Raw genomic sequence first — 22,936 nt, 5'->3', positions numbered from 1 at the left:
AGGAGAATTACAGATGAATGATACCTATATCAAGCCTATAACACCTCTAACGGAGGAACAGATTGCCTTTTTTAGAGAGCAGGGGTATTTCCTATACAAGAAGGGGATGACTGAGGATCTCATTGATGCCTTTAACGGACACATTTACGATATTCGAAATCAAAATCTAATACCAGATTGGGCGGTTTGTGCGAAGGAAAAGAGATATTCCGTACGACTGTTCAATCCCCACAAGCACGATAGCTTCTCCCGTCAGCTAATGAAGCATGCGATCGTACGCGGCGCTCTTGCCCAGTTAATGGGGAAGGAAGCTGTGTGCGTGCAGAGCATGTATTTCTACAAGGAACCGGGCTCCCCGGGACAAGCGTCCCATCAGGATTATTACTATATCAAGAATGATCCGATGACAATGATCGCCGCCTGGACAGCCATGGAAGAGGTAGTGGATATCGAGAATGGTTGTCTATGGGTCATGCCCGGTACTCACAAGCTGGGACTGCTACCACACGGTACGGTTAAAAACTTGGAAGAGCATGAATCACATACGGATGAAACGGAGGGTGTTGATACCAGTCGACAAATTCCAGTAATCATGGAGAAGGGAGACATCCTCTTCTTCAGTGAATTGCTCATCCATTCCTCCAACAAGAATCGGAGTACGAGCCGCTGGCGCCGTTCTTACGTCTGTCACTACATCCGTGAGGATTCCAACGTACTCCATCGGGAGGATCTCCGCCAGAAGTATCCGTTGTACTAAGTAAGAATGAATCTATTACTTGTGCTATTAATTGTAGCGGCTTTCCGTTTAACGGAGAGTCGCATTTTTGTTTGTTTTGGAATTGGGAGTAACTTGTGCTAGAATGGAGTGACACACCCGAAATGTGCACGTAAATACTATTTAATACACAAAAACACTCAAAAATAACATTTTAGGAGTGCAACATATGTTAGCACATGTACGACATGATGCCATTATACAAAAGTTAAATACGGAAAAAAGTGTGAAAGTTTCGGAGCTTATGGAATTGTTCAAGGTGTCCTTTGAAACGATTCGGCGGGATTTGGAGTATTTGGAGAAGGAAGGACACTTGCAAAGAGTACATGGTGGAGCCAAGTTAATTGAATCTTATGATAATAACCAGGAACTTTCATTTACAGTACGTGAGTTGAAGTATAGGGATGAAAAGAGAGAACTGGCTATGCTCGCTACGGAATGGGTTTCGAACGGGCAGTCTCTCATTCTCGACGTCAGTACGACGAACACCACATTTGCTCAGGTGTTAAAAGAGAAATTCGATCAACTGACGATTTTGACCAATTCCTTCCCAATCGCCAATGAGCTTATGGAGAAGCCGGGCTTCACTGTTATTTTTATCGGTGGCGTAGTACGCAATCAAGAAAGATGTACGATCGGTGATTTTGCCGAATCGTTTATTTTACAGTTTAACGCGGACCTTTTTTTTATGAGCGTAAGTGGAATATCGATTGAACAAGGAATTACGGATTATGGGATAGGAGAAGTATTGCTAAAGAAGAAGATGATGGGTTGCGCAAAAGAGACGATCGTATTGGCGGATAGCAGCAAATTTGAGGTCGTATCTTTATTGAATGTTTGTCCGAATGAGAAAGTTAGCCGATTCGTAACGGATTCAAGGATCAGCTCCGACATTGTGAAACAGTACCGAGATCAGGGGATATCCTTGTACTATTAAGAGGCGGGGATATAGGTTTATATTACATACTTTCATCGAATCGTTCACAATATGTGGACGTTTTTTTTGTTGGTTTTAGAACGTTGAAGCTTCTACTTTCACCCTGGTAACGTTTGTTTATGTGTGTTTATAATTATTTTATTGCACTATTATTTACTTTTGTGTTATTGTGAGGGTGCTTGAATGAGAAGGGGGGAGCCTGTTGTGGTAAGACAGGAGGGAACAAATTGTTAGCGCTTTCAATTTTGTTTGTAATTTGTTCGGGATTGACACACGCAGTATGGAATATGCTGGCGAAGCAAAGCGCGAGTAAGCAGTTGTTCCTATGGGTGATTCTTGTACCAACAACTGTTGCACTCCTTCCGCACCTTATATGGGATTTGATGCATTCTTCACTTCCTGCTGAAGCGATTATTCTTATTGGTTTGTCTTTGCTATTACAAAGTGGTTATGCAATTTTACTATCCAAAAGCTACGAAATTGGAGATATGTCGCAAGTGTATCCTATCATGCGGGGAACGAGTACTTTACTCATTCCGCTAATCGGAGTTATTTTTCTAAACGAATCGTTATCGGTGTGGGGATGGGGTGGCTTGTTATTCATTCTAAGCGGTATCTTCCTGATGAGCGCGAGGAAAATAGGGGGCAAATCATCTCCGATTACACTGAAACCGGTCTTACTCGCTCTAGGTGTAGGACTAACGACTACAGCATATATCCTAGTTGATAAAATCAATCTTACTTACCTATCTCCGCTCGCTTTACTAGAAATATCAAATATCGGATTCATGCTAGGTCTGACTCCATTTATTGGATCAGTTGCTCGAGTTAAAGAAATGATACAGAAAAAATGGCGGGTCATCCTAGTCGGTTCAATCCTTTCACCGGGATCTTATCTTTTGTTTTTGGTGGCGATGTATTATGTGCCTGTGGCTCGCATTGCACCTATCCGGGAGGTAGGTACTGTATTCGGAACATTACTAGGTATTTTTATGCTGAAAGAATCTGAAGGCACGCGTAGATTGGTGTCGGCGTGCATCATTGCAACGGGGATTGTTGCGATTGGAATGTGGGGCTGATCTTCCTCCCTGCACGGTGCTTTATGACCAGCAGATAAATTAGAAATTGAGAACAAACCAGCGGCAGAAGTGCTGAAGGAAGTAAAAATCACAGTACTGCGTGAAGTGGACAAATACTTGAAGTGAGAGGATTGACCTGATCTTGAAGACGACATTGCCTGAATATTATTTGCCCATGCTGGATCAAACGTCTCTGAAGGCTGAACGTCTGCAGACCGGAATAACGACAAACTTCGTATTTATTACAGATATGCATCATCATCCTGGAGGCAACCAACTTAACGCTGCTGAAGCGATAAGGAAGCTAGCGGAGACTGTACCCTTGGATTTTGTTGTATCGGGTGGCGATATGAGCTTGAATGGACCGAAAGCATCGGTAGTTCGGGCACAAAAGGAAATCATGGATGGAATTGCGGCCGTTGACGTTCCCATGCTTCCACTCAAAGGTAATCATGATGACAATTCTGTTTATGGATACAATGATAGTCAAGGCGAAACCAAGCATGTGCTGTTTCCGGAAGAGACGTTCGAACTCGTTCTCCACAGGCTAGACAATACAGTAACGTTTGATGGAGACAACCGGAACGGGATGTACTATTACATGGATATTCCGTACAAACAAACGAGGGTAGTTGTACTGAACTCCATTGACATTCCCTATTCGGTGAAGCCGAGTGGTGGGTTGAAATATTCCGGTCAATGGAAATATGCTTTTTCGAACAGACAATTGAACTGGGTTGCTCATCAAGCGTTAGACTTAAGTAACAAACCCGACCGTGAGCATTGGAAGGTGCTATTCTTTTCTCACGTTGCGATTTTACAGGACGGTGTGAAAGGGGCCGATCATGAAGTCGCGAACAGTGAGGCAATGTGGGGAATTATTCAATCTTTCCTCAATGGAACCTCATATTCCGGGAAAGGGTCTGTAGAAGATTTTGAATATGATCTTGCAGTTGATTTCTCTGCCCAGGGTGCCGTTAAGGTTGTTGCCTGCTTGTTCGGGCATGTCCATTGCGATCAGGCATTCAAGAAAGATGATATATGGATGATATCGACCTTGAATGCTGCAAGTTATCAGGAGTTCGAGGATTGTCCTGAAAGAACCTTTGGGACAGCGTCGGAATCGGCTTTTGATTTAATGCAGCTAGACGGTGGGAAGTCTGTCATGCACATACTGAGGATTGGCGCTGGAGAAGATCGAAGTATCGAGTATTGAATGCAAATACGTAGTAGCTCGGAATTGACTAAAATCGAAGGGTTTGGCATTCCCGGTGCATGGTGGGTACAGTATATCGGCGCTTGGCAAGAGAGTAAAATAGTCCTGCTGAATTAGATGATAATTCCACACTTGACAAATATTAGATTCAAGAATATTCTTATTTTGAAAGCGCTTCAATTTTATTTTTTAACTTATGAAACCCGTTACATTTAATGAGTTTATACAATGTAAGTCCAGATACCAACATCCACAGATTTTATGTAACCGGATTCATGAAACGGGTTACACTAATCGATAAAATCTGCAATATACATTGTTCTTGAATGGGGGGGGCTAGCTTATATGCAAAAAGTTGAGTCAATACATTTGTCGAAAGAAGCGGTTCGAATTGATGGGAAGTCAAGCATAATCGTCTCTGCATCAGTCTTCTACTTTCGGATTCCACGGGAACTATGGAAAGACAGATTAACCCGTCTAAAAATAGCTGGCTACAATTGTGTGGATGTTTATTTCCCTTGGAACTACCATGAATTGTCCGAAGGGCAGTGGAACTTCGAAGAAGAGCGGGATGTGGAGGAGTTCCTGCGTTTGGTTAAGGAGGCAGGGTTGTGGACGATCGCAAGACCCGGACCGTACATTTGCTCGGAGTGGGATGGAGGAGCTCTCCCAGCATACTTGCTCACGAAGGACGGCCTTACGTTCAGGGATAACGATCCCACTTACCTATTGCATGTGTCTTTATGGTTTCACAAGATTTTACCCATCCTTTACCGACAACAGGTTAGCGAAGGCGGTTCTGTCATATTTGTTCAGCTTGAGAATGAATTGGATTTCTATGGGTGCAAAGATCCGCATGGCTATATCGCTGCACTTTGCGAAATGGCACTCCAGTATCGCATTGAGGTTCCATTAATCGCTTGCGCAGGGCAAGGAGGATTATTCGCGGCTTCAGGATTTGCAGAAGGAGTCATTCCTACTTGCAACTTCTATCCAGACGATAAGGATCCTGAATTCGAAGAGAAGGTGCATCAATACGGGATGCTGATCGGAGAACTTGATCAACCGCTCATGGTAACCGAGACGAATCGCACTCATTTTCTGCTTCGGAGATTATTATCTGCCGGCGCTAAGCTGCTTGGACCTTATCTTCAAGTATCTGGAAACAATTTTGGATTCACGAACGGAACGAATAACTGGGGAGAGCCGCTGGCGTTCATGACTTCCGATTATGACTTCCATGGGATGATCTCGCCAGAAGGCCTGCTAAGACCGGAAGTTTACGAAGGCAGGCTCCTAAATCGGTTAATTCAAGCTTATGGAGCTTCTCTCGCGGAGGCTTTACCGATCGTTGAAGATAGCCCAATTAGCTTGGACAACAGCGTCACGAGCGGATGGATTGGACCAACAACACTTCAACTTAGTCAGGGTGGATATTTAGTATTTTTGCATAATACAACGGACGAAAGCGTTTCGTCGGTTTTGAATAGAAGGGGCTCCGAAGAGGCTATATCGTTAACGCTGTCGGGGAATAGCACGATAGCGGTTCCACTAGATATTCCATTAACGGATTGGAGCTTCTCGGGGAAATTGCTCTACTCAACCGCTGAACTATTTTTGCTAAATTCAAATTCAAATGTAACGATCGCTGCTTTCCATGCGGATGCGGAAGGAGAAATTGTATTCCAATTCGAAGAAGAGATTGAATTGGAGATGAATGCTGGGGAAGCGAAGATAGAAGGCAATCGGGTTTGCATCACATTCGGTTTGCACAGCAGCCCTTTATTAATTAAATGCAATGCTACCGATGGACGACAACTTATCCTAGTTATCATGGATCGGAACACTGCGCTAACGTTAGAAAATATCGAATGGTCTGGACAGATTCAAACAGAGCCTATTCCTGTATATGACAATGAGCCTGTATCCTTCCCGATTTCATGGTCCGACTCTTCCATTGATCCTGTTGTTCCGGTAGGTCCTGCCAAGACTAGAACGATTGAGCATGCGGATTACATGGAGAAGTTCGACATCTACCGCGGATATGCCTGGTATCAAGCTAAGGATACAATGCCAGCGAACCTGCGCCGTGAAGGAATTCTCGTACGTCAAGCGAGTGACGTCATCTCCGTGTATTCGGATAACGACTATGTAGGCACTGCTGTTCCTGGCGGCTCAAGCTGTTTTCTATCAAGTGTCGGTGAGCAAGCTGGACAATTCACAGTGAGAAGCGAAATCTGGGGGCATACCAACTTCGACGATGTAAGAAGACCCGCTCTGCGCCTCAACTCCTTGAAAGGGATTCGCGGACTCGTCGCTGTTAGCAAAATCAAAGACCTTAGCGGGAATTGGAAAAGGCAGCTCGTTAAGGAAGAACTAGCAGATCGGGCAAAGGTTGCGGTTGCGGAGTACGATGACCGACTATGGCCGATCACGGGCTTCGGCGGATGGCTACAAATGGAGCGTCCGATGGTGGAATGCTTCCGCAAATCATTCGTAGGTTCACATGATGCTAATTCCTGGACGTTACATTTCGACGGTTTGCAAGGAGTCGCCGAGGTATATGTGAATGGAGTCGCCATAGCCTTCATTACGCCATTCGATCCTTTCGTTGACATTTCTACTAGTGTCATTCCGGGGGGGAGAGCTCAGTTAGCGGTGTTCCTTGAACGTACACTCGAAGCAACTGCCGGAAGCGTTGTCTTATATGAGGGGTATGCAGCACAGGATTGGCGGTTGACGGAATGCGGCGAGAGCGAACTTGCACAACATGCCGTGAGTACGTCCATCGAGGCTAGGGAGATCGGACTGCCGATCTCGATGAAAGCAGGGGAAACAGGGTGGTTGTTTGGAAAGGTACCTCTTCCACTAAGTGAGGGTGGATGGCGTGTAAAGATAATTGGCTCCGGAATGAAGCTAACTGTGTTATTTCAAGATCGGCTCGTTTCCCGGATTTGGTTACCTGGAGGAGATGCTCGTCCTACGATGAGTGGCGGAAGTCCGGATTCGTTCTGGCTACCGGCTCCTTGGTTTACTGGAACGGCAGGGGAGTTAGCCATATATCTTGAAGCGGTAGATCCGAATGGCCCCTGCATGATCGATCGATTCGCTTTCATTAAAGCATGATAGGAAGGAGCGTATTCAATGCAAGAAATCGAAACCATTAGGGTGAAGCAAGGAACACCCTACGCAGGGATATCCCGTACGAAACGGCTTTGGAACAACCGAACGCTACTGCTCATGAGTGCTCCAGCAATCCTATTTTTCCTCATCTTCGCCTATTTACCAATGCCCGGATTGTATCTAGCCTTCATTAAGTACAATTACTCGGACGGCATATTCAAAAGCGCGTTCGTAGGATTCGAGAACTTTCGATTCCTGATCATTAACGGTGACTTATGGCGCCTGACAGTGAACACGATTCTCTATAACTTAGCCTTCATTCTACTGGGTAACGTTCTGCAGATTTTCGTCGCAATTCTTCTGAACGAGCTACGTAGCAAGTTGTTCAAGAAAATCGCCCAGACGCTCATGTTTCTACCTTATTTCATATCCGCAGTCCTGATCGGGCTCCTGGCGTACAACTTTCTAAGCTACGATTACGGAGTATTAAACAGCGTGCTCGTGTCCATGGGTTTTGATCCAGTGAAAACCTATTCTAATCCGCAAATATGGCCGTTCATTATCGTCCTTGTCTACTTATGGCAGATGACAGGGTACGGCTCCATTATTTATTTTGCGGCGATCATGGGATTGGACAACGAGATTATCGAAGCTGCAGAGATTGACGGTGCCAACGCGTATCGGCGGATCATCCACATCATTTTACCGTGGCTTAAACCAACATTTATTATTTTGCTGCTGTTCTCGCTCGGTGGCGTCCTTAAAGGAAACTTCGGATTGTTCTATAACTTGGTTGGCGCGAGCAATTCAATCCTGTATCCTACGACGGATATTATCGAAACCTACGTATTCCGCGCATTGATGAATAACTTTAACTTCTCGACGGGGAGTGCTGTCAGCTTGTATCAATCGTTATTTGGCTTCTTCATTGTTATTACATGTAATTGGTTCGTCAAAAAAACATCGCCAGAAAATTCATTGTTCTAGGAGGCGGCACGATTGGAAAATACCTCGAGAAGCATTCGAAATCAAACAACGGAAAAAGCCGTTAGAGTCATTAGTTATGGATTTATCGGCTTATTCTCCTTATGCTGCCTGCTGCCCTTCTTACTCGTGCTTGGCACTTCGTTCAGTACAGAGAATGCGATTCAGAGGTATGGCTTCAGTTTCTGGCCTCGGGAAATGACCACATTTGCTTACAGGATAGTGTTCGAGAATCCCGATTATATTGTTGGAGCTTATATAGTAACGTTTGCGCTCACGATCGTAGGAACGGCTGTCGGATTATTCATAGTGGCGATGACAGGTTATGTGTTGCAACGGCCTGATTATCAATATCGAAACAAAATCTCCTTCCTAATCTACTTTACAACGTTGTTCTCTGGCGGGCTCGTCCCCTTCTACTTGCTGATGACACAATATTTAGACTTGAAGGACAACTACTTGGCTGTGCTGCTACCCGGATTATTAAGCCCATTTCTAATTATTATGATGAAGTCTTTCGTTGCCTCGATGCCGCATGCGATTACAGAATCCGCGAAGATTGACGGTGCAGGAGATTTCACCATATTCATGCGGCTGATCCTGCCGATGACCACGCCAGCGTTAGCAACGATCGGACTGTTCATCGCGCTCGGATATTGGAACGAATGGTATAATTCAATGCTATTTCTCTCTCCGGACATAAAAAGTCGTCCGTTGCAGCTGTACTTATACAATGTGATTACGAGTGCAGAGGCTATCAAAACTTCTGCTGCTGCTTCTAACGTTCCACTGCGAGATACTCCACTAGAGTCAATGAAGATGGCGATAGCAATAGTGGCGACTGGACCTATAATCTTGCTTTTCCCGTTCATTCAACGCTTTTTTATTAAAGGGATAACGGTTGGCGCAGTTAAAGGCTAATGATGTTTGTTGTGCCGGGAGGGCTCGTTAATAGACTCCATCACATAGAATTGAAATCGTCTACAGACTGATTTCAAAGATCAATTAAACTTAGGGGAGGAATTAGAATGTTAAGCAGAAAAAGTTGGGTAGCACTAGTCATGTCCATTGTACTGGTATTCGTTATGGCGGCATGTAGCAATAACAACAAAAGTAGCTCGAGCAGTAGCCCGAGCAGCAGCCCGAGCAGCAGTGACGCGGGTGATAAAGGATCAGAAGGTGCGGATAGCGGAGCAATCGACACCTCGAAATTTGTTAAGGTCAGTTATGTTGTGCTTGGTGACAAGCCTAAGAATGGGCAATTTGAGAAGGTGTTAGAGAAAGTCAACAAGCTGATGAAAGAAAAAATTAATGCAGAGCTGGAATGGAAATGGGTAGAATGGGCGGATTGGTCTACGAAGTATAACCTACTGCTTGCGTCGGGAGAACCGATCGATCTGGTCACCATTGCAACGGACTGGTTGGATACATGGAACAATGCGCAGCGGGGAGCATTCATGCCACTCGACGACCTTCTACCGAAGTATGCGCCGCAAACATGGGAATCTATCCCACAAGAAGATTGGGCGGAATCGAAGTTAGATGGTAAAATTGTGCTTATCCCTGAGAACGACTATACGCAATGGGTTAATCATGGGCTGATGTATCGTGGAGACTGGGCCAAGGAAGCTGGGATTACTGGCCCGATTACAGACTTCGAAACAGTGGGCAAGTATTTCCAATACGTCAAAGACAATAAAGAGGGTGTCTTCCCTTGGGATGCTCAATCCGGCACTTCTGCACCTTTTACAGGGTTCACAAATTCACTTACGGACATGATTGAATTACCAATTGGAACCGGCTATATGGCTGCATTCTTTGCGAAGTCATTCGAGGAGAAGTACACAGTCACTAGCCCGATCTTCGATGAATCATTCATGACATTGGCGAAGACGATGAAGGACTGGGGCGATAAGGGCTACTGGCGCGAAGACGTAATGAATTATAAAGGTGACACTCGTACTTTGCTTAAAGCGGGATTGAGTGGAGCAGATTCGCATCATACGGTAACCTTTTCGACAGAGAGGGTTAAGATGGACAAGGAGCAGCCAGGTTCCGAGCTTTCGTTCTTCCCTTTCTCAGCGACTCGCAAAAATTTGATCGAGTTGTCGATCACACACGGTGGTACCTCGCTGGGCGCGCATAGCAAAAACCCAGAACGTGCGATGATGGCCTATGATCTGATGAGAAACGACAAAGAAATTTACCAGCTGATCAATTTCGGTATGGAAGGCGTTCAATATGTGATCAAAGACGGTAAACGCGTGCTTCCTGATGGTTATGATCAAGCAAGAGATGAGTTCTATTCCGACTTCTGGGGCGGACGCGTCGATAAATTAGAGATCCCTTCCGATACGGTCTGGGACGGTGTTAGCGACTACATCAAGGAATACGACACTTACAAAAAGCCTTATCCTTACGGTCAGTTCGTCTTTGTGAAAGACGGCATCGATGCGGAGCTGACAGCGATCACCCAAGTCATTGGCGAGATGGCTCCCGCGATCTTATGGGGTAAAGCGGGCGAACCGGCTAAGGCAGTCGAAGCCTTCCGTGCTAAGCTTAAGACTGCAGGCTACGATAAAGTGATAGCGGAGCTGCAGAAGCAAATGGATGCTTACAAAATACTAATAGAAGGTTAGTAACCTTCGTACCCTTTCTATAGTAGATCAGCATAGTAGAGTGGGGTTGTCCTCTGGGCCAGCCCCCTTTTTTTCACCCATAATTAGGATACTGATAACAGGAGATCGCTCCTATCTGATATAATTGAGAGCAATTGATTGCAGGAAGGATAATGGTCGCTTGAAACAGATAACTATATACGATATAGCCGATGAAGCTAAAGTGTCCGTTGCTACTGTATCCAGGGTATTGAATGGAACTGCCCCGGTAAAGGTGTCTACAAGAGCAAAAATTGAAGCACTCATTCATAAGTATCAGTTTCAACCGAATGCGCTGGCAAGAAGCCTACTTTCGAAAGAGACGGGTATCATAGGCTTCATTCAGCCCGACATCACTAATCCCTTCTTTCCTGAAGTGTTTACTGGTGCGGAGCAGGAGGCCCGGGAGTCAGGACATACCTTCTTTCTAAGCAATACAATTGGCGATTATTCGAAAGAGTCCGAATATTTAAATATTATGCAGGAAAAACGAGTTGACGGAATTATTTTTCTCGGTGGTCGGATTAACTTGAAGGATTGCGATCCGTGCCTTGTGCAGGAAGTCGTCGAGCATGCCAAAAAAATTCCGATTGTATTAGTTAACGGCAATCTGAGGAATACCGATCTGCCCCGTGTGGTTACGGATGAATATGCGGGAACTGTGCTCGCCGTGCGTCATTTGATCGAATTGGGTCATACGCAGATTGGCTTTATAGGTGGACAATGCCAAACGACGACTACATCCATTAAAATACGAGCTTTTCGCAAGACATTGCGAGATGAGGGTCTCCAAGTCAAAGAAGACTGGATTTTACCGGATCATTTTTCAATGGATTCGGGAAGGCAACAGATGCAAAAGCTGCTGGCAATGAGTGAGAAACCTACCGCTGTGTGCTGTGTGAATGACTATACAGCAATAGGAGCGATTAAGGCAGTCGTCGAGAACGGGTTGAAAGTTCCGGATGACATTTCTATCGTCGGCTTCGATGATATTCAACTCGCACATCATGTTATTCCCGAGCTGACTACAGTATCCCAACAAGCCTATGAGCTTGGTCGAACAGCTGTTAAAGTTCTCCGACAATTGATGAACAAAGGGAAAGTGAAGAAGTTAACAACTCTTGAGCCACAGCTTGTGATCAGGCAAAGTACAGCAGCACCAAGGAGATAAAAATTGCATTCTTCTGAATGAATGGCCAATCTGGGTCTAGCCCTCGGTGATAAAGTAAGAGTCGGCTATATTCCCTGGTGTAACCAATAGTTTGCCAGAGGTGGGATTGTTGCCTTAGAGATCTTAGAGACCGGAAATAGCGATCAGTAACAAAGCCTTATCAAACCCAATCCGGGAATGATAAGGCTTTTTGTCTAACTCTGCTAGGTAGTGCAACCTGTCGGGGGTGGACTTCGAGCCGTAAAATAGGTCGGATTCGGGATAACGATTGGTCGTAATTGCAGGGGGGTACCTGTTCTAAAATAATACTATAGGTGTGTTCTCAAAACTAAAAATGGATACATTGGGAGGCTGGCTGACATGGCATGGATCGATCTTGTACAAAGCTTAACGACGGAATCTCAGCATCAACCGCTGGGGATTGACATTATGAAGCCTTCTTTGAGCTGGAAAATCAATTCCGAGAGACGAGGGGCGAAACAGACAGCCTATCAAATCTTCGTAACCGAAAATAAGGAAGACGCGGAGAATGAAGTCAATCCGGTCTGGGATTCAGGTGTCGTCCTCACAGATCGTTCCATTCATATTGTTTACGAAGGTTCGGAGCTACAATCCAGGCAGCGTTATTATTGGAAAGTTAAGGTATGGAATGAACTTGAGCAGTCTTCACCATGGAGCGAGATTTCGTATTGGGAGATGGGGCTGCTCGCAAAAGCAGATTGGATAGCGGAATGGATTGAGCCACTGCAGGAAGAAGCGATTCAAGAAGAGCCAGTTAACATGATGGAGATGTTTAGAGGTAAATACAACGATACGCCAGATAACGTAACCCGTCTTCTGCCGTCGCAATATGTTCGATGCGAATTCAACGCAGAAAGCGAAATCAAGAAAGCACGTGCCTACGTAACGGCTCACGGCGTTTACCGTCTGGAAATTAACGGAACGCGAGTCGGAGATCGGGAGCTCGCACCGGAGTTTACCTCGTACGCTGAGTATCTTCAATATCAAACCTATGATGTAACGGACGATATCGTCGCAGGGGAGAATGCGATCGGAGCGGTGCTTGCGGACGGTTGGTATGCGGGGAGAATCAGTATTACCGGGGATAGCTGCCAATATGGTAACCGCCTTGGATTACTGCTGCAATTGGAGATCGAATACGAGAACGGGGATACCCAGACAATCGTATCTGATGCTAACTTCCGTTCTTCCACGGGTCCACTTCTCTATTCGGATCTATTTATTGGAGAGAAGTACGACTCTAGAGAAGAATTATCCGGTTGGAGCCTAGCGGGCTTCGACGAGACGAATTGGAAGGCGGTTGAAGTAGCGGATTATGGATATAGCAATCTCGTTGCCTCTTATGGCGAACCGGTTCGTGTCGTTCAAGAGATTCCGGCGACGCGCTTATTTTGTACTCCCGAGGGTGATACGGTCGTCGATGTGGGTCAGGTTATCGCGGGTCGCGCACGGATTCGATTGCGTGGAACGGCAGGGACTGAAGTGGTGTTCGAGCATTGTGAAGTGCTGGATGAGCACGGGAACTTCATGCGTAACATCAACGGGAGAAACAAAGACCAGAAGGATATTTACATTCTGCATGGGGAAGAGGAGGAGGTTTATGAACCGCAATTCACCTTCCATGGATTTAGATATGTAAAAATCAGCGGACATGCCGGAACAATATCTGTCGATGATGTGACTGCTGTGGTTCTGTCTTCTGATCTACGGCAGACGGGGAGCTTCGTATGTTCAGATGCGCGGATTAACAGACTACAGCAAAATATCGTGTGGAGCCAGAGGGCTAATTTCCTGGCTATTCCGACGGATTGCCCGCAACGTGAACGTGCAGGCTGGACGGGTGATATTCAAGTGTTCGCTCCGACCGCGGCATTTAATATGGATGTCCAATCTTTTCTTACGAAATGGCTGCGGAATCTGACGATCGAACAGCGGGAAGACGGACAAGTGCCTAATATCGTACCCTGGGATCGGACAGCGAGAGAACGGGATGAGGCAAACGGTAACGTTTCTTCCGCAGGTTGGGGAGATGCATGCATTATCGTGCCTTGGAGCCTTTACCGAGCATATGGAGATAAGCGCGTATTGGAAGAACATTACGATACGATGGTCAAATGGATGGAATATGTGATACGAACGGCTGAGCAGGGGGTACCCGAAGGGTTTGACACCACTACGGACTTCCTTGCAACCGAACGCCAGAAATGGCTATGGAACACGGGGTTCCATTTCGGCGATTGGCTGACTCCGAGCCTAAGCCTCAGTCTTGACGGTAAAAATGTAAATATGATGAACAGCGCAATCCAGACAAAAGAATTGGTAGCGACTTGCTTCTATGCCTATTCTACTCAGTTGATGGCGCAAATCGCGAGTACGCTTGGACGGTATGATGAAGCGGCGCGGTATTCGGAATGCAATAGCAAAGTCCGTCAAGCGTTCGCTGAGCAATATTTGCAACAAGATGGAAATCTAGGCAAGCCTTATCAAGGTGTATACGTCCTCGCTCTTCAATTCGGGATGATCCCGGAATCCATGCATCGGAACGTATTCGATCAATTGATCAAGCTAATTGAAGCCAACGATTGGAAGCTGGACACGGGGTTCATGTCGATCCCATTCCTAATGGATGTATTATGCGCAAACGGCAGAAGCGATGTTGCATACCGGTTACTCTTCCAAACCGATTGTCCATCTTGGCTATACGAAGTCGAGAAGGGAGCAACGACGATCTGGGAATCTTGGGCAGCCATATTGCCGGGTGGGCAGGTGAATCGCGTTTCCTATAACCACTACGCTTTCGGATGTGTAGGTGACTGGCTCTATCGCCGCATTGCCGGATTGAATAAGTCCGAGCATGGGTACAAACATATTCTGATTCAGCCGGATTTGGAATGCGGCCTACAATTTGCAGAGGCTAGCCATGAATCCCTGTATGGCACAATTTCTACCCGTTGGGAGATAAAGACCGACAGATATACCCTTCAGGTGAATATTCCGGTCAATACGACCGCGACGGTCATTCTTCCGAATGCCGCTGAAAGTAAAGTTCTCGAATCAGGAATTGCAGTGGAGGAAGCGGATGGCATTGCTGAGGTGAAGAAGGAGAGGGGAAATCTTCGGGTTCTATTAGGAAGCGGCAAGTATTCATTTCATTACTCTCGAATCTAACCGTATTATCCATAAGCTTTCGAGATTACTGTAAGTGGGAATGTCTATTATAACTAGGTGCCAACTTAAAGTATAATGTAGAAAATGAAAGCGCTATCAAATATTGTTGCTAAGAAGGAGTGTTTCAATGACTTATCAACTGAGCACGATACTACCCCATTCTAAATCTCCATATATGATTCCCACCGGGGAAGGAGATCGATATGTATTTGGCACGCAAGTAGCGAGCGTCTTGGCGACAATTCAAAGTACTGGAGATCTCGTTGAAGTTGTCCAGCTATCAGGGGGGAGAGGGGATGAATTCCCTTCGCATGTTCACAATCAAGCCAACGAAGGAATCTATGTATTAGATGGGAGATTGGAGCTTGATATCGGTACACAAACCAGGTTGTTAACGGCGGGTGATTTTGCACATATTCCAGCGGGTACAGCACATGGCTATCGGATGCGTAGTCATCGGACTCGATTCCTGTCGGTTACGATCGGTGGAGCAGTTGCGTCCATTTATTCTACAATTGGGGATGCTTACGCCCAATACGAGCGCCCTCCTGAATCGGCTTGTGAAGCACGCTGGAGTTCAGTTGATGATACCGTTGATATTAAATTCTTAAATAATGAAGCGTCAGGTGGAATTTCTTCGCAAATATACGAAGGTAAGGATGTCCCAGAATCCGTTCAACCTTATGTTCTAGAAGCGGGTGAGGGAGTGCACCTGATCAGTGGGGAACAAGTACATACACTGATTTCTACACAAGCTGCTACTGATGGTAAAAATATCTTTGTTATTTCTGAGGGACCCAAAGGTGTTCCGATTGGAGAGCACTATCATAACATTACGAATGAAATCTTTTATTGTGTGCAAGGCCAGATGACTTTATGGGTTGATGGAGAGGAATTACACTTGCATCCGGGGGACTTCGCCTACGTACCTGCTGGAGTCAGACATCGTTTCAGCATGGATTCTCATTATACCAAGTTTTTAGGTGTGCTAACACCTGGTAGCTTTGAAGAGTTTTTTAGGACGTTAGGAGACCCGTATCCGCACCCTATTTTCCCACGCGAGCCTGTGCCGTATCGCTTTGACCGTGTGATAAAACGTATAACAGAGCTTGATCTCGTCGTTACTGGCAAACCACCAGTCATAACCGGTTCAGTACCGGGTCACCCGTAGCCATTATGATGCAGGTGATGATTGTTCAGGATTTGGTCTATGCTTCACCACATGGAAAGCCGCTGCTTGCAGACTTATATGTCCCTCAAGGAGTGAAGTATCCGATCCCCGTCATCCTGTGGCTACACGGAGGAGGATGGAAGATCGGAGATCGGAAGCTGGGACCTGATCTATCTCGTTACTTCGCCGAACGTGGCTTCGCAATGGCAAGTATTGATTACCGGTTAAGTGGAGAAGCACGCTTTCCCGCCCAGATTGAGGATGTAAAAACAGCCGTTCGTTGGTTGCGAGCGGTTGCTGATCAATATGGATTGGATCCGGAGCATATCGGTCTATGGGGTTCTTCTGCAGGTGGACATCTGGCCGCTCTAGCGGGAACAACAGGTTCCGGAATGCTCACAGGAGATACATTAGAGCATTCTGAATATTCAAGTGATGTTCAGGCAGTGGTAGATGGGTATGGTCCTACTGATTTTCTTCAGATGGATGATCATCGGCTGACGACGGAACAAGCGTCCGATGATCCTGAATCCGTACGTCTACATCCGGGCAAACGAAGCGCGGATGTAGACTCGCCTGAATCGTTGCTGCTGGGAGCTCCGATTGGCGATTGCCCAGAACGCGTTCGGGAGGCTAACCCCATTACTTATGTGAAGAAAGACCTGCCACCCTTCTTAATCCTGCACGGCCTCAGCGATCTGGCGGTTCCTGCTCATCAGAGTGAGCTACTGTATGAGGCGCTGACGGCATGTGGAAATGATGCAACATTATGCTTCATTCCGGGGCTCGGACACGGATTTTTTAATCGTAATGACTTGGGTCAAGACGAACCTCTGTCGATGAGTGTTCAAAGCTCAAGCGATTCGCTCCCAGAATGGTTAGCACCAGGTCAGACTCTCACTCATGATTTAATCGAGTCTTTTTTTCGATATTACTTAAGAGCGTAATCCAAATGGCGCTTCGTAGAACTGGATTTATGTTCTACGGGCGTTATTTTATTTTTGCTAAATGGAGGAATACACCATGCCTAAACTTGAGCTTAACTTCGCCTGTGCGGATTATGACCGTACGCAAGCACTAGCCGACGGTTCTGTAAAAGCGAATGGAATTGAACTAAATGTGCTAAAGCTACCACCGGATGAAATTTTCTTTCGGATGATGCAGAACGAAGAATTTGATATGTCCGAGTTATCTGTCTCGTCCTATCTCATTGCTAAAGATCGCGGAACTCCTAGATTTACGGCACTTCCCGTCTTCCTATCACGAACCTTCCGTCATTCTTCTATTTACGTACATCGAGATGGAGGTATCCTCAGCCCTGAGCAGCTCCGAGGGAAGAGAATCGGAGTGCCAGAATATCATGTGACGGCTCTCGTGTGGGTACGCGGATTATTGCAGTATGAATACGGAATTCATCCCTCAGAATTGGACTGGTACTGGGGCGGAGTTGACACCCCTCGTCGAAAGCCTGAGAGAGTAAGCATAGAGCTGCCTAACGATATAAGACTCACTGCGATTGCTCCAGAGCAAACTTTAAATCAAATGCTGCAGGATGGGCAAATCGACGCGATTATTTCTCCTCGCGCTCCAGCTGGATTTCTCCAGCCATCTGGAAAAATAGTAAGGCTTTTCGAAGACTACGCCGCGATAGAGAAACAATACTTCCAAAAAACCGGGATTTTTCCTATTATGCATGTCGTTGTTGTGAAGGATGAAATCTTGCAGAGAAATCCTTGGGCAGCATTAAGCCTATATCACGCATTCGTCCAGGCCAAAGAGAAAGCTTATGATAATCTGCATCAAATCGGTTCTTTGAGAGTTACACTCCCCTGGCTGGCGGAGGAAGTGGCGTCAACGGAGCAGCTCATGGGAAGGGATTTCTGGCCATATGGGATTGAGAGAAATAGAACGGCCTTGGATGCTTTGATAAGTTATTCTCACGAACAAGGATTAATCCACAGAAAGCACCCACTGGAGGAGCTCTTCGCTAAGTCTACTTTGGACAGTTAGATAACTTAGCTAGATATGCTTCATAAGCAAAAGCGATTTCTCAAATTGAAACTGTGTGTTTCAAATCAAAAATTCAGTCGCTTATCATAGAACTCACAAGGTATCGAAGCGGAAACCATTCGTTTCCGTCCAACGAGAGGAGAAATGAATTTTGAAAACTGTAACTTACTCCGTCCAAGGAAATCCATTCCGGCTTGGCATCCTTCTAGATGACCAGACCCTTCTAGATCCGCAGAAAGCATATGTAGAAAAGTTGAATTCGCAAGGTCAACAGAGGGCTGAAGAAATCGCTAATGCCGTGCTGCCTTCTGATCCGACGGCTTTCCTTACTAACGGGGAAATCGCCTTGAATGCTGCTAAAGAAGCAATTGAATTCGTAAAAAATAATGATACAACCCGTGCTGTCTATAACAAAGCTGACGTTCATATCGGTCCCCCAATCGTGAAGCCGAATAAAATTATTTGTGTTGGGCTGAATTACAAGGATCACATTATGGAAATGAAACGGGATTTTCCAGCGCACCCCGTTATTTTCGCTAAATTTGCAATTGCAATTGCTGAACCCTACGGTACCTTCCCTTTGAATTCCAAGCTTACCCAGAAGCTAGACTACGAAGCCGAATTGGCGTTCGTCATCGGCAAAAAAGGCAAAAACATTACCCAAGCCGATGCGCTGGATTATGTTGCGGGCTATACCGTCGTTAATGATATTACTGCACGTGACATGCAGAAGAGGACCATTCAATGGCTACAGGGGAAGACGCTGGACAAGAGCCTTCCGATGGGTCCTTGCCTGGTAACGAAGGATGAGATTCCTGATCCGCATGCATTGGACATTTCCTTGACTGTCAACGGTGAGATTAGGCAAAAGTCGAATACGGAGCAGCTGTTGTTTAACATCAACTATCTTGTAGAATTTCTCTCCGGCATTATGACCCTTGAGCCTGGTGATGTTGTTTGCACGGGGACTCCGGGCGGAGTGGGTGAAGCACAAGGCCTATTCTTGAAAGACGGTGATGTCGTTCGCATAGAGATCGGTGGTATTGGCTCTATCGAAACTAGAATCGTAGAGGAGGCTGTAAGATGAAACCCATCCTAGAGCCCGTCAGAGACTTAGCACATCTAGCCCATGTGGAACTCTTGACGCCTAAACCGGAAGAGAGCCTCGTTTTTTTTCGGGACATCCTCGGACTTACCGAGGTTTCCCGCCACGGACAATCGGTATTTCTGCGTGGTTGGGGCGATCAGCAGCTATATAGCCTAAAGTTAACGGAATCCAAGCAAGCGGGTCTTGGGCATGCAGCGTTTCGTACAATCTCACAAGGTGCCCTCGAGCGTCGGGCGAATGCTATCACGAATAGTGGATATGGAGACGGTTGGATCGATGGAGATTATGGACACGGGAAAGCGTTCCGTTTTACTAGCCCTGATGGGCATCCGTTGGAAATTTTCTATGAAGCGGATCCATATAAAGTATCTTCAGATCTTAAGCCTTCTCTCAAAAATCAACCCCAAAAGTACGCAGCAAAAGGTGCATCCGTAACCGGTTTGGATCATATCAACCTATTCAGCTCGAACGTGGATGCGGACAGTTCATTCTTACAAAATCAGCTTGGATTTCGACTGAGCGAGGTAGCCGTAACGGATGAAGGAAAGCAGACAACCGCATGGCTGCATGTGACTAATAAATCATACGATCTAGCCATCTCACTAGATAAAACAGGAGCCAAAGGACGGTTTCACCATCTCGCTTATAAAGTGGAAAGCTTGGAGATGGTGCTGCGTGCGGCTGATGTATTTATTGATAATGAAATATTCATTGAAGCTTCGCCAAGTAAGCACGTGGCTGGACAGACAATGTTCGTATATGTCTATGAGCCAGGTGGCAACCGGGTTGAGGTTTGCGCAGGAGGCTTCCTGATCCTCTCTCCGGATTGGGAGACGATTACTTGGACTCAGGCTGAACGGTCCAGAGGATTAGCTTGGACGAATCCGCTTCCGTCCACCTTCCATACTTACGGAACACCGGAACTTGACTAAGGGAGGAATTGGTATGCAAGAAGTCGTTAATCAATTAACCCATGAGGAAGCTGTATCTCAAGCCAAATCACTATTTGCAAATATTAGGTCTCGAGCTCGGCTGGCAGAAGAGTCTCGTCACCAACCGCTAGAAACGATAGAGGAGATTAGGTCTACAGGTTTGATTCGTTCACTCGTTCCCGAACGGTGGGGTGGACATGAATTGGGCTGGAGCACATTGTCGGCTACGGCAATTGAGGTCGCTAAAGCCGACCCGTCAGCTGGCTGGTGTTATTCTCTGCTCCTCCTTCATAACTGGATGGTCGCATTTCTGCCGGATCAAGCTCAGGCTGACGTATGGCAGAATAATCCGGACGCCTGTGTCGCAACTTCAATCAATCCGGCTTCTGGCTCTGAAGTTACCCGAGTTGAAGGTGGATATCGCCTTAACGGCAAATGGGGGTTTTCTTCAGGCATTAATCACTGTGATTGGGCAATGATTACGATCCCGGTTCCACAGCAGGCTTCTTCGGAGGAGAAGAAAGTTCTCTGGTTCTTAGTCCCGAAAAGTGAGATGAAAATCATCGACGTATGGCACGTGATCGGTATGAGAGGCACAGGCAGTAATGTACTAGAGCTTACGAATACCTTCGTACCTGATCACCGCACGATGGAGCTTGAGCCTTGGAATTTCCATGGCATTTCGCCGGGGATGCAAGTGAATACCGCACCGTTATACCGAATTCAATTGTCTGCGGTCATGCCGGTCACCCTGCTGTCGGTCATCCTCGGTTCTACCAAGGGCGCATATGAGCTGTGGCGGGATACGGTGATCGGTAAGGGCAAGACGAGATCGGGATCACGGGTTGCCGAGCAGACGCATCAGCAGATTCGGCTAGCTCGTATTGCAACGAAAATTGAAGCTGCCGACGCCCTGCTCAAAAAATCACTCGAGGTTGTGGAATCTGGAAAGGTTCTGGAATATGCCGAACGAGTTCGCCTTCGCTGTAATTATGCCTATTGCGTCGAATTGTGCCAAGAAGTAATAGAAACGATTTATACGAGTAGCGGTGCTGCTGCTGCGTCCGAGAGTAACCCGCTTCAGCTATTCTGGCGAGATATTCATGCCGGTGCTGCTCATACAGCCTTTAACTTCGATTGGTTAGGTGAAATTCTCGGGAAATTGGAGCTTGGTATACCTGTAAAAATGGAGTATTAGGGGTGTTACGAGTGACGAAACTCGCAGATCGGTTAAGCGATGAATTGGTTGCCTCCTTGCAGGGGGAGAAAATTGTAGCTTTAGTTACGATCAACAAGGAAATCCACTATCCAAATGTGAGTGCGGTGTCCTGGCTGTTAGCGGACTCGTCGGGCAAGAGCATTAAGATCGCGATGGGGCCGAAAGCTACCAGTGTAGACAACATCAGGAGCAATCCGAATGTTGTTCTGGGTTTCATTGGTGCGGGGAGTTACTATACCGTACGGGGGACCGCCTCCATATCGGAAGCGGTCGAATTGACCATGAAGCTTTGCGTTGTGAGCGTAGAAGTCGAGGCCGTTGAAGACGCAATCTTCTACGGGGGTAAAATCACCGTGGAGCCAGCTTATGAAAAAACCTACAACCCTGATTTGGTTAAAAAGCTAGATGAGGAAGTGTATACCCTATTACGTCAATGATCCGGTTGGGATGACAGGTCAGGCTTTATCGAATCTAGCTCCTTGAGGAAGATAGGGATCGAAGGGTTCATATTCGATTTTTTCCAAGAGACAGCGAGCTCGAATGAGCTGTTATCCACTTCCACTTCCTCTATCTCGATAAAGTGTATGGCCGGATTTGAGCGGGGCTCGAAATCTTTGGGCAGGATGGCGATTCCGAGCTCCGCCTCTACCAAAATCAGTACAGTATCCACAAAACGGGGTTGGCTGACGATTTTGGGTGTAAAACCACTTTTCTCACACAATTGCACAATAAAATGAAACGATCCGACGTGGGAATCGTGCCTGTTATGAATGATGAACGGTTCCTCCGCTAGATCTGCTAGTTGAATCTTCTGTTTTTCAGCTAGAGGGTGACCACGGGGAACTACGATACAGTATGGTGCTTTATGTATCAATTTTGTTTGAATCGTATCTATTCTACTTAGACCGGAAGGTGCAGTGAAACCGATGTCGAGCTCGTCATTCTCCAACGCTTCCTTCAGCATTCGGATGGGGAAATGATTGAATTGAAGCTCAATATTCGGATATTGGCTATGAAACCGCTTAATTAATTGAGGCATAAAGGCTTTGACATGGGGCGCCAGGAAGCCGACGGATAAGCTACCTATAATGCCAGACTCGGCTTGACGAGCTTTATCGATGGCCTCTATCGATTTAGCTACAAGTTGAACAGCTTCTTTCAGAAACACTGCTCCGGCAGGAGTTAGCTGCACGGAACGTTTACTCCGCTGAAAAAGCTTAACACCTACCTTATCCTCTAGATCAGCAATTTGCTGGCTGATCGCAGACTGAGCAACGAATAGCTGATTGGCTGCTTCCGTGAAGCTTAAATGCTCCGCTACTTTAATGAAATAACGCAATTGACGAAGATCCAAATCCATATCTG

At 46.3% G+C, this 22,936-nt stretch carries 18 protein-coding genes; 17 read left to right on the top strand and 1 reads right to left on the bottom strand.

What is annotated here, in order from left to right:
• Positions 1–13: 13 nt before the first annotated feature.
• The 17 genes from M1K58_RS26835 to M1K58_RS26755 all read left to right on the top strand — a co-directional run bounded on the left by M1K58_RS26835 (position 14) and on the right by M1K58_RS26755 (position 22,008).
• Positions 14–757 carry a phytanoyl-CoA dioxygenase family protein gene (locus M1K58_RS26835; protein ID WP_256761974.1) on the top strand — a complete coding sequence of 248 codons (744 nt, stop codon included), beginning with the start codon at positions 14–16 and terminating at the stop codon, positions 755–757.
• Positions 758–944: 187 nt separating this feature from the next.
• Positions 945–1,712: a DeoR/GlpR family DNA-binding transcription regulator gene (locus M1K58_RS26830; protein ID WP_256761973.1), complete on the top strand. Its 768-nt coding sequence runs from the start codon at positions 945–947 to the stop codon at positions 1,710–1,712.
• Between the two features lie 227 nt (positions 1,713–1,939).
• The gene (locus tag M1K58_RS26825) at positions 1,940–2,791 is read left to right on the top strand and encodes an EamA family transporter (RefSeq protein WP_256761972.1); all 852 of its coding nucleotides are present in this window, start codon (positions 1,940–1,942) and stop codon (positions 2,789–2,791) included.
• A 142-nt stretch (positions 2,792–2,933) separates the two neighbouring features.
• Positions 2,934–4,007 (top strand): metallophosphoesterase family protein, encoded by a 1,074-nt coding sequence (locus M1K58_RS26820; RefSeq protein ID WP_256761971.1) that lies wholly within the window; start codon positions 2,934–2,936, stop codon positions 4,005–4,007.
• A gap of 345 nt (positions 4,008–4,352) precedes the next feature.
• Positions 4,353–7,133, top strand: a complete 2,781-nt coding sequence (locus tag M1K58_RS26815; protein ID WP_256761970.1) for a beta-galactosidase — start codon at positions 4,353–4,355, stop codon at positions 7,131–7,133.
• An 18-nt stretch (positions 7,134–7,151) separates the two neighbouring features.
• A complete protein-coding gene (locus M1K58_RS26810) occupies positions 7,152–8,117 on the top strand; it encodes an ABC transporter permease (RefSeq protein WP_372339211.1) in 966 nt (321 codons plus the stop codon).
• A 12-nt stretch (positions 8,118–8,129) separates the two neighbouring features.
• Complete coding sequence (locus M1K58_RS26805) at positions 8,130–9,035, top strand: carbohydrate ABC transporter permease (RefSeq protein WP_256761968.1); 906 nt, start codon at positions 8,130–8,132, stop codon at positions 9,033–9,035.
• 107 nt (positions 9,036–9,142) lie between these two features.
• A complete protein-coding gene (locus tag M1K58_RS26800; RefSeq protein ID WP_256761967.1) occupies positions 9,143–10,753 on the top strand; it encodes a DUF3502 domain-containing protein in 1,611 nt (536 codons plus the stop codon).
• Between the two features lie 160 nt (positions 10,754–10,913).
• A complete protein-coding gene (locus M1K58_RS26795) occupies positions 10,914–11,942 on the top strand; it encodes a LacI family DNA-binding transcriptional regulator (protein ID WP_256761966.1) in 1,029 nt (342 codons plus the stop codon).
• A 360-nt stretch (positions 11,943–12,302) separates the two neighbouring features.
• A complete protein-coding gene (locus M1K58_RS26790; protein WP_256761965.1) occupies positions 12,303–15,131 on the top strand; it encodes a glycoside hydrolase family 78 protein in 2,829 nt (942 codons plus the stop codon).
• A gap of 127 nt (positions 15,132–15,258) precedes the next feature.
• Positions 15,259–16,302, top strand: a complete 1,044-nt coding sequence (locus M1K58_RS26785) for a quercetin 2,3-dioxygenase (protein WP_256761964.1) — start codon at positions 15,259–15,261, stop codon at positions 16,300–16,302.
• Between the two features lie 17 nt (positions 16,303–16,319).
• Positions 16,320–17,249 carry an alpha/beta hydrolase gene (locus tag M1K58_RS26780; protein WP_256761963.1) on the top strand — a complete coding sequence of 310 codons (930 nt, stop codon included), beginning with the start codon at positions 16,320–16,322 and terminating at the stop codon, positions 17,247–17,249.
• A 76-nt stretch (positions 17,250–17,325) separates the two neighbouring features.
• Entirely contained in the window at positions 17,326–18,312 is a 987-nt protein-coding gene (locus M1K58_RS26775; RefSeq protein WP_256761962.1) for an ABC transporter substrate-binding protein, read from the top strand.
• 151 nt (positions 18,313–18,463) lie between these two features.
• Entirely contained in the window at positions 18,464–19,399 is a 936-nt protein-coding gene (locus tag M1K58_RS26770) for a fumarylacetoacetate hydrolase family protein (protein WP_256761961.1), read from the top strand.
• Positions 19,396–20,352: a VOC family protein gene (locus M1K58_RS26765; protein ID WP_256761960.1), complete on the top strand. Its 957-nt coding sequence runs from the start codon at positions 19,396–19,398 to the stop codon at positions 20,350–20,352. Before M1K58_RS26770 ends, M1K58_RS26765 begins: the two co-directional genes overlap by 4 nt.
• A 13-nt stretch (positions 20,353–20,365) precedes the next feature.
• Positions 20,366–21,550 (top strand): acyl-CoA dehydrogenase family protein, encoded by a 1,185-nt coding sequence (locus tag M1K58_RS26760; RefSeq protein ID WP_256761959.1) that lies wholly within the window; start codon positions 20,366–20,368, stop codon positions 21,548–21,550.
• 11 nt (positions 21,551–21,561) lie between these two features.
• Complete coding sequence (locus M1K58_RS26755) at positions 21,562–22,008, top strand: pyridoxamine 5'-phosphate oxidase family protein (RefSeq protein ID WP_256761958.1); 447 nt, start codon at positions 21,562–21,564, stop codon at positions 22,006–22,008.
• Here the strand turns inward: M1K58_RS26755 and M1K58_RS26750 are convergent.
• Positions 22,002–22,931 carry a LysR family transcriptional regulator gene (locus tag M1K58_RS26750; protein ID WP_256761957.1) on the bottom strand — a complete coding sequence of 310 codons (930 nt, stop codon included), beginning with the start codon at positions 22,929–22,931 and terminating at the stop codon, positions 22,002–22,004. The genes M1K58_RS26755 and M1K58_RS26750 overlap by 7 nt on opposite strands.
• Positions 22,932–22,936 lie beyond the last annotated feature (5 nt).

This window comes from Cohnella sp. WQ 127256 (assembly GCF_024519285.1).
GTDB lineage: Bacteria > Bacillota > Bacilli > Paenibacillales > Paenibacillaceae > Cohnella.
This window is presented reverse-complemented; position numbering and strand designations above follow the sequence as displayed.

What these genes read in the sequence shown, in the direction of transcription:
- M1K58_RS26835 (WP_256761974.1), top strand. Translation starts at nt 14, where the DNA reads ATGAATGATACCTATATCAAGCCTATAACACCTCTAACGGAGGAACAG.
- M1K58_RS26830 (WP_256761973.1), top strand. Translation starts at nt 945, where the DNA reads ATGTTAGCACATGTACGACATGATGCCATTATACAAAAGTTAAATACG.
- M1K58_RS26815 (WP_256761970.1), top strand. Translation starts at nt 4,353, where the DNA reads ATGCAAAAAGTTGAGTCAATACATTTGTCGAAAGAAGCGGTTCGAATT.
- M1K58_RS26810 (WP_372339211.1), top strand. Translation starts at nt 7,152, where the DNA reads ATGCAAGAAATCGAAACCATTAGGGTGAAGCAAGGAACACCCTACGCA.
- M1K58_RS26800 (WP_256761967.1), top strand. Translation starts at nt 9,143, where the DNA reads ATGTTAAGCAGAAAAAGTTGGGTAGCACTAGTCATGTCCATTGTACTG.
- M1K58_RS26790 (WP_256761965.1), top strand. Translation starts at nt 12,303, where the DNA reads ATGGCATGGATCGATCTTGTACAAAGCTTAACGACGGAATCTCAGCAT.
- M1K58_RS26785 (WP_256761964.1), top strand. Translation starts at nt 15,259, where the DNA reads ATGACTTATCAACTGAGCACGATACTACCCCATTCTAAATCTCCATAT.
- M1K58_RS26780 (WP_256761963.1), top strand. Translation starts at nt 16,320, where the DNA reads ATGATTGTTCAGGATTTGGTCTATGCTTCACCACATGGAAAGCCGCTG.
- M1K58_RS26775 (WP_256761962.1), top strand. Translation starts at nt 17,326, where the DNA reads ATGCCTAAACTTGAGCTTAACTTCGCCTGTGCGGATTATGACCGTACG.
- M1K58_RS26765 (WP_256761960.1), top strand. Translation starts at nt 19,396, where the DNA reads ATGAAACCCATCCTAGAGCCCGTCAGAGACTTAGCACATCTAGCCCAT.
- M1K58_RS26760 (WP_256761959.1), top strand. Translation starts at nt 20,366, where the DNA reads ATGCAAGAAGTCGTTAATCAATTAACCCATGAGGAAGCTGTATCTCAA.
- M1K58_RS26750 (WP_256761957.1), bottom strand. Translation starts at nt 22,931, where the DNA reads ATGGATTTGGATCTTCGTCAATTGCGTTATTTCATTAAAGTAGCGGAG.